At 64.2% G+C, this 14,201-nt stretch carries 14 protein-coding genes; 2 read left to right on the top strand and 12 right to left on the bottom strand.

Annotated features, from left to right (window positions below; translation table 11 throughout):
- Positions 1 to 4: 4 nt before the first annotated feature.
- The 11 genes from flgK to FURADRAFT_RS08845 form a co-directional block, all read right to left on the bottom strand.
- Entirely contained in the window at positions 5 to 1,801 is a 1,797-nt protein-coding gene (gene flgK, locus FURADRAFT_RS08895; RefSeq protein ID WP_008953798.1) for a flagellar hook-associated protein FlgK, read from the bottom strand.
- A 48-nt stretch (positions 1,802 to 1,849) separates the two neighbouring features.
- Positions 1,850 to 2,818: a flagellar assembly peptidoglycan hydrolase FlgJ gene (flgJ, locus tag FURADRAFT_RS08890; RefSeq protein WP_008953797.1), complete on the bottom strand. Its 969-nt coding sequence runs from the start codon at positions 2,816 to 2,818 to the stop codon at positions 1,850 to 1,852.
- Between the two features lie 92 nt (positions 2,819 to 2,910).
- A complete protein-coding gene (locus FURADRAFT_RS08885) occupies positions 2,911 to 4,011 on the bottom strand; it encodes a flagellar basal body P-ring protein FlgI (RefSeq protein ID WP_008953796.1) in 1,101 nt (366 codons plus the stop codon).
- Positions 4,012 to 4,047: 36 nt separating this feature from the next.
- On the bottom strand, positions 4,048 to 4,731 hold the full coding sequence (locus FURADRAFT_RS08880) for a flagellar basal body L-ring protein FlgH (protein WP_008953795.1): 684 nt from the start codon (positions 4,729 to 4,731) through the stop codon (positions 4,048 to 4,050).
- A 30-nt stretch (positions 4,732 to 4,761) separates the two neighbouring features.
- Positions 4,762 to 5,544 carry a flagellar basal-body rod protein FlgG gene (gene flgG / locus FURADRAFT_RS08875; RefSeq protein WP_008953794.1) on the bottom strand — a complete coding sequence of 261 codons (783 nt, stop codon included), beginning with the start codon at positions 5,542 to 5,544 and terminating at the stop codon, positions 4,762 to 4,764.
- A gap of 36 nt (positions 5,545 to 5,580) precedes the next feature.
- Positions 5,581 to 6,321, bottom strand: coding sequence for a flagellar basal-body rod protein FlgF (gene flgF / locus FURADRAFT_RS08870; protein WP_008953793.1), 741 nt, complete (start codon positions 6,319 to 6,321; stop codon positions 5,581 to 5,583).
- Positions 6,322 to 6,343: 22 nt separating this feature from the next.
- Positions 6,344 to 7,603: a flagellar hook protein FlgE gene (gene flgE, locus FURADRAFT_RS08865; protein ID WP_008953792.1), complete on the bottom strand. Its 1,260-nt coding sequence runs from the start codon at positions 7,601 to 7,603 to the stop codon at positions 6,344 to 6,346.
- Positions 7,604 to 7,639: 36 nt separating this feature from the next.
- Complete coding sequence (locus tag FURADRAFT_RS08860; protein WP_008953791.1) at positions 7,640 to 8,332, bottom strand: flagellar hook assembly protein FlgD; 693 nt, start codon at positions 8,330 to 8,332, stop codon at positions 7,640 to 7,642.
- Positions 8,333 to 8,349: 17 nt separating this feature from the next.
- Positions 8,350 to 8,760: a flagellar basal body rod protein FlgC gene (gene flgC, locus FURADRAFT_RS08855; protein WP_008953790.1), complete on the bottom strand. Its 411-nt coding sequence runs from the start codon at positions 8,758 to 8,760 to the stop codon at positions 8,350 to 8,352.
- A 2-nt stretch (positions 8,761 to 8,762) separates the two neighbouring features.
- Positions 8,763 to 9,173, bottom strand: coding sequence for a flagellar basal body rod protein FlgB (flgB, locus tag FURADRAFT_RS08850; RefSeq protein ID WP_008953789.1), 411 nt, complete (start codon positions 9,171 to 9,173; stop codon positions 8,763 to 8,765).
- Positions 9,174 to 9,393: 220 nt separating this feature from the next.
- The gene (locus FURADRAFT_RS08845; protein WP_008953788.1) at positions 9,394 to 9,813 is read right to left on the bottom strand and encodes an OsmC family protein; all 420 of its coding nucleotides are present in this window, start codon (positions 9,811 to 9,813) and stop codon (positions 9,394 to 9,396) included.
- A gap of 309 nt (positions 9,814 to 10,122) precedes the next feature.
- Between FURADRAFT_RS08845 and tsaD the strand changes: the two genes are divergently transcribed.
- Positions 10,123 to 11,148 carry a tRNA (adenosine(37)-N6)-threonylcarbamoyltransferase complex transferase subunit TsaD gene (gene tsaD / locus FURADRAFT_RS08840; RefSeq protein ID WP_008953787.1) on the top strand — a complete coding sequence of 342 codons (1,026 nt, stop codon included), beginning with the start codon at positions 10,123 to 10,125 and terminating at the stop codon, positions 11,146 to 11,148.
- Between the two features lie 188 nt (positions 11,149 to 11,336).
- A complete protein-coding gene (locus FURADRAFT_RS08835) occupies positions 11,337 to 13,244 on the top strand; it encodes an ATP-binding cassette domain-containing protein (protein ID WP_008953786.1) in 1,908 nt (635 codons plus the stop codon).
- A 193-nt stretch (positions 13,245 to 13,437) separates the two neighbouring features.
- On the opposite strand, the gene FURADRAFT_RS08830 is transcribed toward FURADRAFT_RS08835, so the two are convergent.
- Entirely contained in the window at positions 13,438 to 14,085 is a 648-nt protein-coding gene (locus tag FURADRAFT_RS08830; RefSeq protein WP_008953785.1) for a response regulator, read from the bottom strand.
- Positions 14,086 to 14,201 lie beyond the last annotated feature (116 nt).

Here is a 14,201-nt window from a genome sequence, read left to right as displayed (position 1 = left end):
GGCCTTAGCCGATCTGCAGCAGCGAAGAGAAAAGTTGCTGCGCGATCTGGATGACCTTGCTCGAGGCCTGATAGGCCTGCTGATACTTGATGAGGTTGGCGGCCTCTTCGTCGAGATTGACCCCTGATATGGCGTCGCGCGCTTTTTGCGCCTCCTGCAGGACATTGGTCTGGGCCGTGGAGGTCACCGCCACCTCGTTGGTCACGCTGCCGACATAACTGACCATGCTGGCATAGTGGGACGCAAAGGAGGTCAGCGACGAACTGGTATCGGCACGGTCATCGTCGACTAGTGGCCGCGTCTGCAGCTTGGTCATTTCCAGCAGGTTCGCGTTGTCACCGGCTCCGATCGGGGCCGCATTGGGAACGACGGACAGCGTCAGTCCCGTGGTCAACTGGCCCGAGAGCTTGAATGCAATGCCGGCATCGACGGCCGGGCTACCCGATACCAGCTTGTATCCGTTCTCGACATTCGGCTGCGGCACCACGTTGTACGTGGTCGTCCCGGCACCGTTGACGACGGTCGCCGTCATGGTCGTGCTGTCGATCGAAAGGCTGGTCAGGTTGTAAGACGGATGGGCGGTCACGTCCGGTGCGCCGGCGGCACTGGCGGACGACCAACCATAATTACCCGGCAAGGTACTGTAGACCCCGCTGATGGTGAGGCCACTACCGGTCGGCGATACCGCCGGGCTGCCCGGTTTCAGGTTGGATGCGGTAGCCAATCCCTTCGGATCGGTCATGGTCACCTGCAAGGCACTGGCCGCACCGCGCGGATCGCTGGCGTAAGCGCTCAGGTCGGTGAACAAGGGCTGGCCGGGCTGGCCATTCAGATCCAGCCCGAGTTGCTGCTGATAATTGATCGCGGTGGCGAAATCGATGGCCAGATTGCCCAGCCGGGTCCGTGCCTCGGTCAGGGTATTATCCCGAAAGTCGAACAACCCACCCAACGCCCCGCCTTGGATCAGGCTGGTCGGAATCACCGTATTGCTGCCACTGGTGCTCTGGTACACCAGCTGCAGTTGCTGTGGATCGGCCGGGTCCGGCTGCGTGGCGAGCTGGTTGGCCTGGTTACCTAGCACCAGGGTCTGTCCATTGCCGATGAACACGCTGTAGGAGCCATCCGATTGCGGCACTACCGAGGCCTTCACCTGTTTGTTGAGCTCCAGAATGGCCTGATCGCGCTGATCCAAGAGATCGTTGGGGGCGCTGAGCGTGGTACCGCCGGAGGTCTTCACGGTCAGCCCGGAGATGCGCTGGTTGAGGTCCGCGATCTGGCTGGCCAAACCATTGATGGTGTCCACAGAGGCCTTGATGCGGGTGCTCACCCCGCTGGCCATTTCCTGCAGCTGGCCATCCAGGGTGCGAAACTTGGTGGCCAATGCCTGGGCGTTGTTGATCGCTGTCTGCCGGCTGGGGATGGCGGACGGGTCGGACGACAGGGTTTGCAGGCTGCCGAAGAAGTCCTGCAGCGAGGGACTGACACCGACCGTCGAATCCGCCATCAGGGAGTCCACCTGCTTGAGGAAATCCAGCTGGCCCGAGTAGTAACTATCCGTGGCCTGGGCGCTTTGCACCTGCTGGGTCAGGTAATCGTCGTAGACCCGGTTGACGTGGGTCAGGTCGACCCCCTGCCCGATGAAACCGTAGCTGGCACTCTGCGGGTAACGCGCAGCCTGCTGCGTCACCTGACGGGTGTAGCCGGCAGTGTTGACGTTGCTGATGTTGTGGCTGGTCACCGTCAGGGCGCCTTGCGCCGCATTCAGCCCGCTGACGCCGATCGAAAAAATACTCGTACCCATATCGCACCTCTGATTGCTATATCGGCCTGCCCGGCACGATCTTGAGCCTTAAGCCCCGCGAGAACGCTGGGAAACCGCACCCATCACCCCCACCAGCTTCTGGGCGTAGTGGGGATCGGTGGCATAGCCTCCACTTTGCAGCCCTCGCGCGAATGCCAGCATGTCGCCCCCCTGGTTCAGGGCGGACTGGTAGCGCGACGAACCGGAGAGCAACTTGGCGTAGTCGGCAAAGGCCTCACTGTAGGACGCGTAGGCGCGGAATTTATCTATTTTCTTGACGGCATTGCCGTTCACGTACTCGGTGGTCAAGACATCGACGGAATCGCCCTGCCAGTTGGCGCCGGCCTTGATGCCGAACAGGTTGTGGCTCTCCTTGCCGTCAGCCGTCTTGATCGAGCGTTTTCCCCAGCCGCTCTCTAGCGCCGCATGCGCCAGCACCAGTTCCGGCGCTACCCCCAGTTGCTGGGCGGCGTCCCTGGCGTGAGGTAACAGGGAGGTCACGAAGGACTCGGCCGTGCCGCCCACGGCGCCCGTCGTCGGGCTTGGGGCTTCGCTTGCGGGGTTGGTCAACCCTACAGCCGCCTTCGACTGCATGGTCTGATACGCACGGATGGCCTGGTTGACCATCGGCAGCATGGAGGACGCCGGTGCCAAGCGCTCGACCGTGGGGGACGCATCATTATCCAGTTGCGCGGCATGGGCCAGCTGCCGCGACAGGACATCGGCCAGGCCCACCCCTCCCGATTTGCTCATGGTCTGGAGCAATTGCTGGTCCAGCATGCCGCGGTAGGTACCCATGGCATTGCTGTCCTCCTCGCCATCGAACGACGTCTCGCGCATGGTCTTCAACAAGGTTCCCATGAACAGGGACTCGAACTGTTGTGCGGCGGCCTTGATCGCGGCTTGCGGGTCTTTGCGTGCGGCTACCTGCAAGGCGGCGGTCTGGCCGGGGTCGACGGCGAGGCGCTGGCTGGCCGTGCTGGCATCGTTCGGCAACGTTGGAAAACTGACACTCATCCTGATCTCCTCGGCGCAGAAAAAGCAAGAAACGGGCCAACGAAAAAGGGAGGGCTATCCCTCCCCTTGCCACCAAACGCCGGCCGCTACGCTCAGATGATCTGCAGCTCCGCCTTGAGCGCGCCGGCCGCTTTCATGGCCTGCAAAATGGACAACAAGTCCTGTGGCGTGGCGCCGAGCGCATTCAGCGCGTTCACCACCTGGGACAGGTTGGCCCCGCGCGGCAGCCCGATCACCTTGCCTCCTTCGCTCTTGACGTTGACGCTGGCCTGGTTGGTGACGACCGTCTGTCCACCCGACAGTGGCGCCGGCTGGCTCACCTGCGGGGTGTTGCTGACCGAGACCGAGAGGTTGCCGTGCGCCACGGCACAGGGGTCGATAGTCACGGACTGGTTCATCACCACCGAACCGGTACGGGCATTGAGAATGACCAGAGGGGAAGCTTCTGCCGGTGTCACGGCAATATTTTCCATCCGGGACAGGAACTGCACGCGGCGATTGGCGTCTTGCGGAGCGACCACTTCCACCAGCCTGCCATCCAACGCACGGGCCACGCCATCGCCAAGCTCGCGGTTGATGGCCTGCACCACCCGATTGGCAGTGGTGAAGTCGGACTCGAACAGCTCGAGCTGGACTACACCGCCCGAGCCGAGCGCGGTCGGAACCTCGCGCTCCACCGTCGCCCCGGCGGGAATGCGGCCGACGCTCAGATGGTTGACCTGTGCCGAACTACCCGCAGCAGACGCCCCGGCGCCGCCCACCACCACGTTACCTTGCGCCATCGCGTAGATCTGCCCGTCCGCGCCTTTCAGCGGCGACATCAGCAGCGTGCCGCCGCGCAGGCTCTTGGCGTCACCGATGGAGGAAACGGTCACGTCGATGGCCTGCCCCTGGCGCGCAAACGGCGGCAGGGTTCCGGTGACGGTAACAGCGGCGACGTTCTTCGGATCGAGCTTGGTTCCGACCGGAATCTGCACCCCGAGCTGGTTGAGCATGCTCGACATCGACTGCGATGTGAACGGTGACGAGGTGGCCTTGTCACCACTGCCGTCGAGCCCGACCACCAGGCCATAGCCGATCAGCTGGTTGGTGCGAACACCGCCGATCGAGGCGATATCCTTGAGCCGCTGCGTGGCCAAGGCCGGAGACATGGCCAACACCCCGATCAGCAGCATACCTAGAAAACGTTTCATTCCCATCCCGCTATAAAGCACCGGCCATCGCCACCATCAGAATGGCAGCACCGTCATGAAAAACTTGGTCAGCCAGCCCGGCTCGGCAAACGAGCGGTTGTTGCCCTTGGATTGCTGCTCGATACGGGCATCGGCCACCTTGGTTGACGAGACCGTATTGCCGGTCTTGATGTCACGGGGGTTCACTACCCCGGACAGCCGGATGTATTCGGTATCGCCATTGAGCCGTACCTGCTTCTCCCCGCTCACCATCAGATTGCCGTTGGCCAGCACGTCGATCACGGTCACCGTGATCGAGCTGACGAACGAGGAGCTCGCCTGGTTGGTGCCCTTGCCGCCCGAGGTGGCCGAGCCGTCGGCCGACAGGGAGGCCCCTGCCAGTTTCTTTTCGAGATAATCGGGAACGAAGGGAAGCTGCAGACCCGCCCCCATGCTGTTGCTGAGCGATGAGGTACGCTTGCCGGTGGTCTGCTCGGAGGCCGCCGTGGTGGTTTTCTCTTCGATGGTGACCGTCAGCGTATCGCCCACCCGTGCCGGGACGCGGTCGGCAAAGATCGGCTGGTAGCTTCCGGCCTGGAAGATGGAGCCATTGCCGGGCAGGGCCTGCGGCGCCGGCTGGGGCCTCGCGCTCATCGGCTGCTGCACGATGGGCGGCTCGGGCACGGCACACCCGGACAACGCCACGGCCAGCATGGCCATCACACCGAAAATCGCTTTCATCACAGGGCCTCTAGCTGGTCGACGCCAGCATTATAACTGGGCAATCCGCTGCAGCATCTCGTCCGCTGTCTTGATCGCACGCGAGTTCATTTCGAACGAACGCTGGGCGGTGATCATGTTGACCAGTTCTTCGGTGACGTTGACGTTGGAATCCTCGAGAAAACCCGAGCGCACACTGCCGCGACCATCGGTGTTGGGGTCGCCATCCTGCGGGTCGCCCGACGCCTGGGTTTGCAGGTAGAGGTTCTGGCCGATGCTCTGCAGACCTTGCGGGTTGATAAAGGTGGTCAGCTGGATGGTGCCGGCGGTGGTGGGGGCGGTGCTATTGGGCTGGGTATACTGCACCACGCCCGCTTCCGAAATGGTGATGCCGGTGGCGTTAGCCGGGATGTTGATCGCCGGATCGAGCAGATAACCGGACGAGTTGACGATGTCGCCGTTCTCGTTGCGACGGAATTCGCCGTTGCGGGTGTAGGCGATGGTGCCATCCGGCTGTTGCACGCGGAAGAAGCCGTCACCATTGATGGCCAGGTCGAGCGGCTGTTCGGTCGATTCCAGGTTACCCTGCGAGTGGATGCGCGCGGTCGCCACCACGGTGGAGCCGGTACCGACTTGCAGCCCGGTCGGCAGGCTGTTGCCGTTGGTCAGTTGCGACCCCGGCTGGCGCAGGGTCTGGTAGTACAAATCTTCGAAGACCGCGTGGCCTTTCTTGAACCCTTTGGTATTGGAGTTGGCCAGGTTGTTGGAGACCACGTCCAGCTGGAACTGGCTGGAGTCCATGCCGGTCTTGGCGATGTAAAGGGCGCGCATCATGGCGAGTGTTCCTTATTTTGGGCTTCGGCCAACCTCTCAGCTCAAGGCGAGAATCTGGCTGGCTTTTTGTTCGTTCTGGTCGGAGGTCTGCATCAGCTTGACGTTGAGATCGAACTGGCGCGCATGGGAAATCATCTGCACCAGGCTCTCCACCGCATTGACGTTGCTGCCTTCCAAGGCCCCCGACACCACCTTGACGTCGTCCGAGGCCGTGGCGTTGCCGCCCGCGTTGAGGCGGAACAGGCCATCCTCACCCTTGTACACGGCGCGCTCGCCCGGGTTGACCAGCTTGAGCTGGCCGGCGATCTGCGGGGTGCGATCGGCACCGCTCGTGGGTGTGGTCACCACCGTGCCATCCGGACCGATCACCACGCTGGAGCCGGTCGGGACGGTGATCGGCCCGCCATCGCCGAGGATGGGCAAGCCGCTGCGGGTGCGCAGCATGCCGTTGGGATCTGCGACGAAGCCGCCGTCGCGGCTATAGGCTTCGCGGCCATCGGCTGTCTGCACCGTGAAGAAACCCGGGGTGCCCAGGGCGAAGTCGGTGTCGTTGCCGGTCTGCTGCAGGCTGCCCTGTGACAGGTCATGGCCGATGGTGTTGTCGACCACGTAGGTGCGGGTCGGCGCACCGTCGCCCACCACCGGCAAGGCGCGGAACGAGACCTGGTCGGCCTTGTAGCCGTTAGTGTGCACGTTGGCCAGGTTCTGCGAGGTGGTGGCCTGCTGCGTCATCACGTGTTTGGCGCCGGTCATCGCCAGGTAGATCATGCGGTCCATGGTGCCGTTATCCCGTTAATGCTCAGCGCAGGTTGATCAGGGTCTGCAGGATGGTGTCTTCGGTCTTGATCGACTGGGCGTTGGCTTGATAGAAGCGTTGCGCCACGATCATGTCCACCAGTTCGGAGTTCAGATCGACGTTCGACTGTTCCAGCGCCTGGGATTGGATTTCGCCCAGATCGGCGGACATCGGCGCACCGACCTTGGCGCCGCCGGTGGAGCTGGCCACATCCTTCCACAGGTTGCCGCCCATCGACTGCAAGCCCTGAACGTTGGTGAAGTTGGCCAATGCCACCTGGCCGATGGCCACGGTCTTGCCGTTGGAATAGGTGGCCTCGATGATGCCCTGGTTGTTGATGTTGGTGCTGGTCAGGGTGCCGGGCGCATTACCGTCGGCCGACAGCGAGTTGACCCCGAACGAGGAGTTGAACTGGGTCGACTTGCTGAGATCGACCGTGGCAATGGTCATCGGCGTCGTGCTGCCGTTAGGCGTGGTCGCCGTGTACTGAATGTTGCTGAGTACGCCACCGCTGGTCAAAACGCCGTTGGTATCGAAGCTCAGCGTCTGCGGCCCGGCGGGCGAGGTGACTGCCGTGCCATCGACATAGAGGTTGACGGTCCAGTCGGTGCCGGTCGCGGTGGGCGTGCCCTTGACGAAGTAGAAGCTGAGGTCGTGGGTATTGCCCAGGCTGTCGTAGACCTTGACCGAGGTGGCGGAATTGTAAGTACTGGTATCCGTCGGGTTCACCGTCGGCGTCGGGCTGATGACCATCGCACTGGAGTTCAGATTGACGCCCAGATCGACGTTGCTGGTCGCGGTCGGCGAGATCAGGCTGGTCTGGAATTGCAGGTCGACCGGGGTGGCGGTGTACTGGATCACGCCGTTCTGGGCGGCATAACCTTGCAGCTTGTAGCCGTCGCCGTTGACCAGATAGCCGTTGGCATCGACCTGGAAGGCGCCGTTGCGGCTGTAGGCATCCTGGCTGGACGCCGCACTGGGCGACTTCAGGACGAAGAAGCCTTTGCCGGAAATGGCCAGGTCCAGGTTGTTGCCGGTGGAGTTGATGTTGCCCTGGTCGAACAACTGGCTGACCTCCGCCGTGCGTACGCCGATGCCGGCCTGGGCGTTGGAGACACCGTAGAGGCTGGAGCCGTACATGTCGGCGAACTCGGAGCGTGAACGCTTGAAGCCGTTGGTACTGGCGTTGGCCACGTTGTTGCCGACCACTTCCAGTTGCTTGGACGCTGCAGCCAGGCCACTCAAACCCTGTTGGAAACCCATTTCTTACTCTCCCGGTACGCTTTCAGTACTGCAGCATCAAGACACTTGAACGATGTTGGCGATCGCCACGCGGCCGCCTTGCGGCGTCACGATGTAGGGGCTGCCCTTGTCCCACACCACGGCGTCGACGTGCTGGTTGGAGAGCGGCTCGGCCGTCACCGACGTGGTCTTGCCGTTGCTCTCGTTGGTGGCGGCGACGCTGAAGGTGTACACCCCGGCGGCGGCGGCGTTGCCGTCCTTGTCGGTGCCGTCCCAGTTGAAAGTGGTCAGGCCGCTGTCGACATTGTTCATGGTGAAGGTATCGATCACCTCGCCGTTCGCGTTCTTCACGGTGATCGCCAGGTTCTGCGCCGAGCCATCGAGAATCACGCCGCCCTGCGCCGTGCCGCCTTGCGCCAGGGTGAGGGTGTTGCCGTCGATCATCGCGCTCTTGCCGACCAGCGAGGCCGCCAGCAGCGACTGGGTGCCGTACTGGCTCTGCAGCAGCGAGTTGATCGATTTGCTGAGGTTCTCGAGGCCGGTCACCTGGCTGATCTGCGCCATCTGCGAGGTGATCTCGTTGTTTTCCATCGGATTCAGCGGGTCCTGCGACTTGAGCTGGGTGGTCAAGAGCGTCAGGAAGCGGTTCTGGATACCTTCCGCCGAGGACGCCGAGACAGAGGACGACGAGGTGCTGTTGCCGGTGTTCAAAACGGTGTAGGGGTTATTGGTCGTGGACGTCACGGTCATGTCTCAGCCCTCCAGGCTTATTGCCCCAGCTGCAGGGTCTTCTGCAGCAGGTTCTTGGCGGTATTCATCAGTTCGACGTTGGTCTGGTAGGACCGCGCGGCGGAAATCATGTCGGCCATCTCCTCCACCGGGTTGACGTTGGGCAGGTTGACGTAGCCGCGCTGGTCGGCCAGCGGGTTGCCCGGGTCGTATTTGAGGCGCGGCGGGGTGGTGTCTTCCACCACCGAGGTCACGCGCACGCCGGCCACCTGCGGCTGAGTGGCCGACACCGGGATGGCGGTGAACACCACGTGCCGCCCCTGGTAGGGCTGGCCGGTCGAGCTGGTGGCGCTCTCGGCGTTGGCGATGTTGCTCGCGACCACGTTGAGGCGCATCGACTGCGCGGTCAGCGCCGAACCGGCAATGGTGAAGACGTTGCTCAGCGACATGCTTACTGACCTCCCTTGATGGCTTCGTTCAGGCTGGAGATGCGGCGATTGAGAAAGGTCAGCGTGGACTGGTATTGCATGGCGTTGTCAGTGAAGGCCGCGCGCTCGACGTCCATGTCCACGGTGTTGCCGTCCAGGCTGCGCTGCACCGCGCTGCGGTACTTGAGCTCGGGAGCGCCGGCTCCGCCCGCGCCAGACGACGAGGCGATATGCGCCGGGTCGGTGACGTTCAGGGCCAGACGCGATTGCGTGCCCTGCGCCGACTGCAGCGCCGACGCGAAATCGAGATCCACCGCCTTGTAGTTCGGCGTATCGGCGTTGGCGATGTTGCTGGCGATCACCTCGGCGCGCTTGGCGCGCAGATTGAGCGCCTGCTGCTGGAAATCGAAATAGTGGGCAATCTTGTCGAGCATGACCTTCTCCTGGATGACACCCCAAAAGCATTTTTCATGCCAACACGATCACTAGGGGCAAGGGCTTGAAAAGACGGGAATTCGCCCGAAGGACGACGGAGCGGCAAGCTGGACAGGACGGCAAAGCGGCAACTATTGCCGCCCTAGCGGCAGCGATGAAAAACGCCACCCTTAAGGTGGCGCCGTGACACGCTGCCAACGTTGGCCGAAGCCCGCTGGCTCAGGCGGGTTCGCGCAGCTCGAAATCGTGGGTGATGTCGGCGGTTTTGCCCAGCATGATCGAGGCCGAGCAGTATTTTTCGGCGGACAGCTTGATGGCGCGCTCGACGGCGTCGGGCTTCAGCTCGCGGCCGACCACGACGAAGTGGAAATGGATGCGGGTGAACACCTTGGGGTCGGTGTCGGCGCGGTCGGCGTCGATATCGACCCAGCAGTCGTGCACGTCCTGGCGCGACTTTTTCAGGATGCCCAGCACGTCGTAGCTGGTGCAGCCGGCGGTGCCGAGCAGCAGCAGTTCCATCGGGCGCGGGCCGAGGTTGCGGCCGCCGCCTTCGGGCGCGCCGTCCATCACCACGGCGTGACCGCTGCCGGTCTCACCCATGAAACACACCCCGTCGATCCATCTCAGTTTGGCCTGCATTGTTGTCCTCCTGGTCAATCAAGCCTGCAAGACTACCATTGCCGATTTGGGCTCACAAAGATTCGCCGGTAAAATGAAAAGATTTTCCCGCTGGGAACCTGCTCGCGACCTGTCGCGACCGGGCCTCGGCGGGGGCGAAGCGCAGCGTAGAAACCGGCATCTACACGCAGTACGTGAGGATTTCCGATCGCTGAGCGAATCTCTGCGGGCCCATCTTCAAGATGTGCCCAGCGCAAGATTTGCACGCAATGCACATGAGCCCCGATCAGGGGCGTGGCAAGATCATGAACAGGTTTGAAAACATTGACCATGCTGGTACTGGGTATTGAATCGTCCTGCGACGAAACCGGGGTCGCACTGTACGACACGGAACAGGGCCTGTTGGCCCATCAGCTGCACACGCAGATGGCGATGCACGCCGAATACGGCGGTGTGGTGCCGGAGCTGGCGAGCCGCGATCACATCCGACGCGCCATCCCGCTCACCGAGGCCTGCCTGGCCGAGGCCGGCAAGCAGCTCGCCGACCTGGACGCCGTGGCCTACACCCAAGGGCCGGGCCTGGGTGGTGCGCTCCTGGTCGGCGCCAGCATCGCCAACGCGCTGGCCTTCGGGCTCGGCATCCCGGTGGTCGGCGTGCACCATCTCGAGGGCCACCTGCTCTCGCCGCTCCTGGCCGAGCCGAAGCCGGCCTTCCCTTTCGTCGCCCTGCTGGTCTCAGGCGGCCACACCCAGTTGATGGCGGTGCGCGGCGTGGGCGATTACGACGTGCTGGGCGAGACGCTCGACGATGCCGCCGGCGAAGCCTTCGACAAGACCGCCAAGCTGCTCGGCCTCGATTACCCCGGCGGCCCGACGCTCTCCAGGTTGGCCGAAAGCGGTGATCCGGCACGCTTCTCGCTGCCGCGCCCGATGCTGAAGTCGGACGATCTCGACATGAGCTTTTCCGGCCTGAAGACCGCGGTGCTGACGCTGGTGCGGCACCAGGAGGCCGAGCATGGCTCGATCGACCCGCAGACCCGCAACGACATCTGCCGCGCCTTCCAGGACGCCATCGTCGACGTGCTGGTCGGCAAGTCGCTCAAGGCGCTGAAGCAGGCCAACATGGCACGGCTGGTGGTGGCGGGCGGCGTCGGCGCCAACAAGCAGCTGCGCGCCGCGCTCGACGCGCTGGCCGCCAAGGGCCGCTTCGAGGTGTTCTACCCGCCCTTGGCGCTGTGCACCGACAACGGCGCGATGATCGCCTACGCTGGCGCCATGCGCCTGAAGTACGCCCAGCCGGCCGGCGGCTACAGCGTCAAGCCGAGGTGGGATTTGGGCAGCCTGCCCGCCGCCTAGAGCCTATCCCAATAGGTGGCTACGCCTGCGCATCTTGAGCGCCGGCAGTGCTCGGAATCCTCATGTACTCCGTGTACATTCCGGTTCCTGTGCGCTGGCGGCACTCAACCTGCTTTGGCTCGCTCACCTACTGAAATAGTCTCCACGACGATGATTTGAACCGCGCCGTCAGCGGCGCAGGAAACCCCATGATCCAACTGCAAAACCTCAGCCTGCGCCGCGGGCTGAAAGAGCTGCTCAACAACGCCAGCATCACCCTCAACCCCGGCTACAAGGTCGGCGTGGTCGGGGCCAACGGCGCCGGCAAGTCCAGCCTGTTCGCCCTCTTGATGGGCCAGCTGCACGCCGATAGCGGCGACGCCACGGTGCCGGCGCACTGGACCATCGCCCACGTGGCGCAGGAAACGCCGGCGCTGGAGTGCTCCGCGCTCGACTACGTGCTCGACGGTGACGCCGAACTGCGTCAACTGCAGCGCAAGTTGGCCGAAGCCGAACAGGCCAACGACGGCGCCGCCATCGGCCAGCTGCATGGCGAGCTCGACCACATCGACGGCTACGCCGCCCCGGCGCGTGCCGCCAAGCTCCTGACCGGCCTCGGCTTCGACCCGGAAGCCCAGGAGCGGCCGGTGGCCAGCTTCTCCGGGGGCTGGCGCATGCGCCTCAACCTGGCGCAGGCGCTGATGTGCCGCTCCGACCTGTTGCTGCTGGACGAACCGACCAACCACCTCGACCTCGAGACCGTGCTGTGGCTGGAGGACTGGCTCAAGGCCTACCCCGGCACGCTGCTGGTGATCTCGCACGACCGCGACTTCCTCGACGCGGTATGCGGCCAGATCGTCGAAGTGGCCAACCAGACGCTCACGCTCTACACCGGCAACTACAGCCAGTTCGAGACCATGCGCGCCGAGAAGCTGGCGCGTCAGCAGTCGGAATTCGACAAGCAGCAGCGTCAGATCGCCCACCTCGAATCGTTCATCAATCGCTTCAAGGCCAAGGCCACCAAGGCACGCCAGGCGCAGAGCCGGGTCAAGGCGCTGGAGAAGCTGGAACGCATCGCCCCGGCGCACGTCGACTCGCCGTTCGACTTCACCTTCGCCACACCGGCCGCGCTGCCCAACCCGCTGCTGCGGCTCGACAAGGTCGCCATCGGTTACGGCGCCACGCCGATCCTGCAGCGCGTGTCGCTGTCGGTGGAAGCCGGCAGCCGCATCGGCCTGCTGGGCGTCAACGGCGCCGGTAAATCGACCCTGGTCAAACTGCTGGCGGGCGAATTGAAGGCGCTGGAAGGCGAAGTGATCGGGGCGCAGATGCTGAAGATCGGCTACTTCGCCCAGCACCAGCTGGAAACACTGCGCATGGACGACACGCCGCTGCAGCACTTGGCGCGGCTGGCGCCGCAGGCGCGCGAACAGGAACTGCGCACTTTCCTCGGCGGCTTCAACTTCCGTGGCGACGCCGCCACCAGCCCGGTCGGGCCGATGTCCGGCGGCGAGAAGGCACGCCTGGCGCTGGCGCTGATCGTGTGGGAAAAGCCCAACCTGCTGCTGCTCGACGAACCGACCAACCACCTCGACCTGGAAATGCGCCACGCCCTGACCCTGGCGCTGCAGGATTTCCCCGGCGCGCTGGTGGTGGTCTCGCACGACCGCGCCCTGCTGGAATCGACCACCGACCTGTTTTGGCTGGTCGCCGACGGCACGGTGCGGCCGTTCGACGGCGACCTGGAAGACTACCGCCAGTGGCGCCTCGAGCAGTTGGCCGAAGGCGCCAGACCCTCCGCCGGGGACGCCCAGAGCGTCAACCGCAAGGAGCAGAAACGCCAGGAGGCCGAAGAGCGCCAGCGCCTGTCGGCACTGAAGAAGCCCTTGCTCGCCAAGCTCGGCAAGCTGGAAAAGGAGCTGGAAAAGCTCTCCGGCGAGAAGGCCGAGCTGGATGCCTTCCTCGCCTCGGAAGAAGCCTACCAGGACGGCAACAAGGCCAAGCTCGCCGACAGCATCAAGCGCCAGGGCGAGGTGTCGGCGCGGCTGGCCGAGGTCGAAGAGGAATGGCTGCTGCTGCAGGACGAACTGGAAGGGGTTTCGGCCAACCTGGCGTAGCGACTGGCTCGCGCCGGACACGTGGAGCCCACGGTAATAAGCCTCTATTCCAGTAGGTGAGCGAGCCAAAGCAGATCGAGTGCCGCCGACGCACAGGAACCGGAATGGACCCGGAGTCCAGGAGGATTCCTGATCAGCACGCGGTACTGCCGGCGCTCACGATGCGAAGGCGCAGCCGCCCAATGGGATAGATTTACCCCTTGATCCAGCCGCGCTCCATGGCGTACTTCACCAGCGCCGCGACGTTCTCCGCCCCCAGCTTGCGGCGCAGGTTCAAACGGTGCGCCTCGACGGTGCGCACGCTGATCTCCAGGCTCGCCGCCACCATCTTGTTGCTGTGCCCGGCAGCGAGCAACAACAGCACCTCGCGCTCGCGCTCGGTGAGCGGGTCCGGCTGCGGCGCCGGCTCGATCAGGGCGTGCGTCACGGCGTGGCTGTAATAGCTGCCGCCCGCCACCGCGGCCTCGATGGCGGCGATGATCTCCTGCGACGGCGCGTCCTTCAGCACGTAGCCGCGCGCGCCGGCGCGCACCGCGCTGGAAACGTATTCGGCGTTGTCGTACATGCTGAGGATCACCACCACCACGCCGGGATGGCGCTCGCGCAGCGCGGCGGTGAGCTGGATGCCGTTCATGTCACGCATGCCGATGTCGACCAGCATGATGTCCGGGCGCAGGGTGTCGGCCAGCTCCAGCGCCTCGCGCCCGCTGCCGGCCTCCCCCACCACATCCAGACGCGGCACGCTGCTCAGACGAGCACGCAGCCCGTCGCGCACCAAGGGGTGGTCGTCCACCAGCACCAGGCGGATACGGGGCACGGCATTCGGTTGTTGCAGACTCATTTCAGACTCCAGCAGGGGCCGGCGAGGCCGGACAAGCCGCCATCTTGCCTAGGCGATGGTGCTCACGGCAACTCCCGTTTTCGTTGCACGCCGGGGGAGCCCGCCGTTACCCCGGG

Source organism: Pseudogulbenkiania ferrooxidans 2002 (genome assembly GCF_000174355.1).
In the GTDB taxonomy this organism is placed as follows: domain Bacteria; phylum Pseudomonadota; class Gammaproteobacteria; order Burkholderiales; family Chromobacteriaceae; genus Pseudogulbenkiania; species Pseudogulbenkiania ferrooxidans.
The sequence above is the reverse complement of the archived record's forward strand: the minus strand, read 5'-3'. Positions and strand labels throughout refer to the sequence as shown.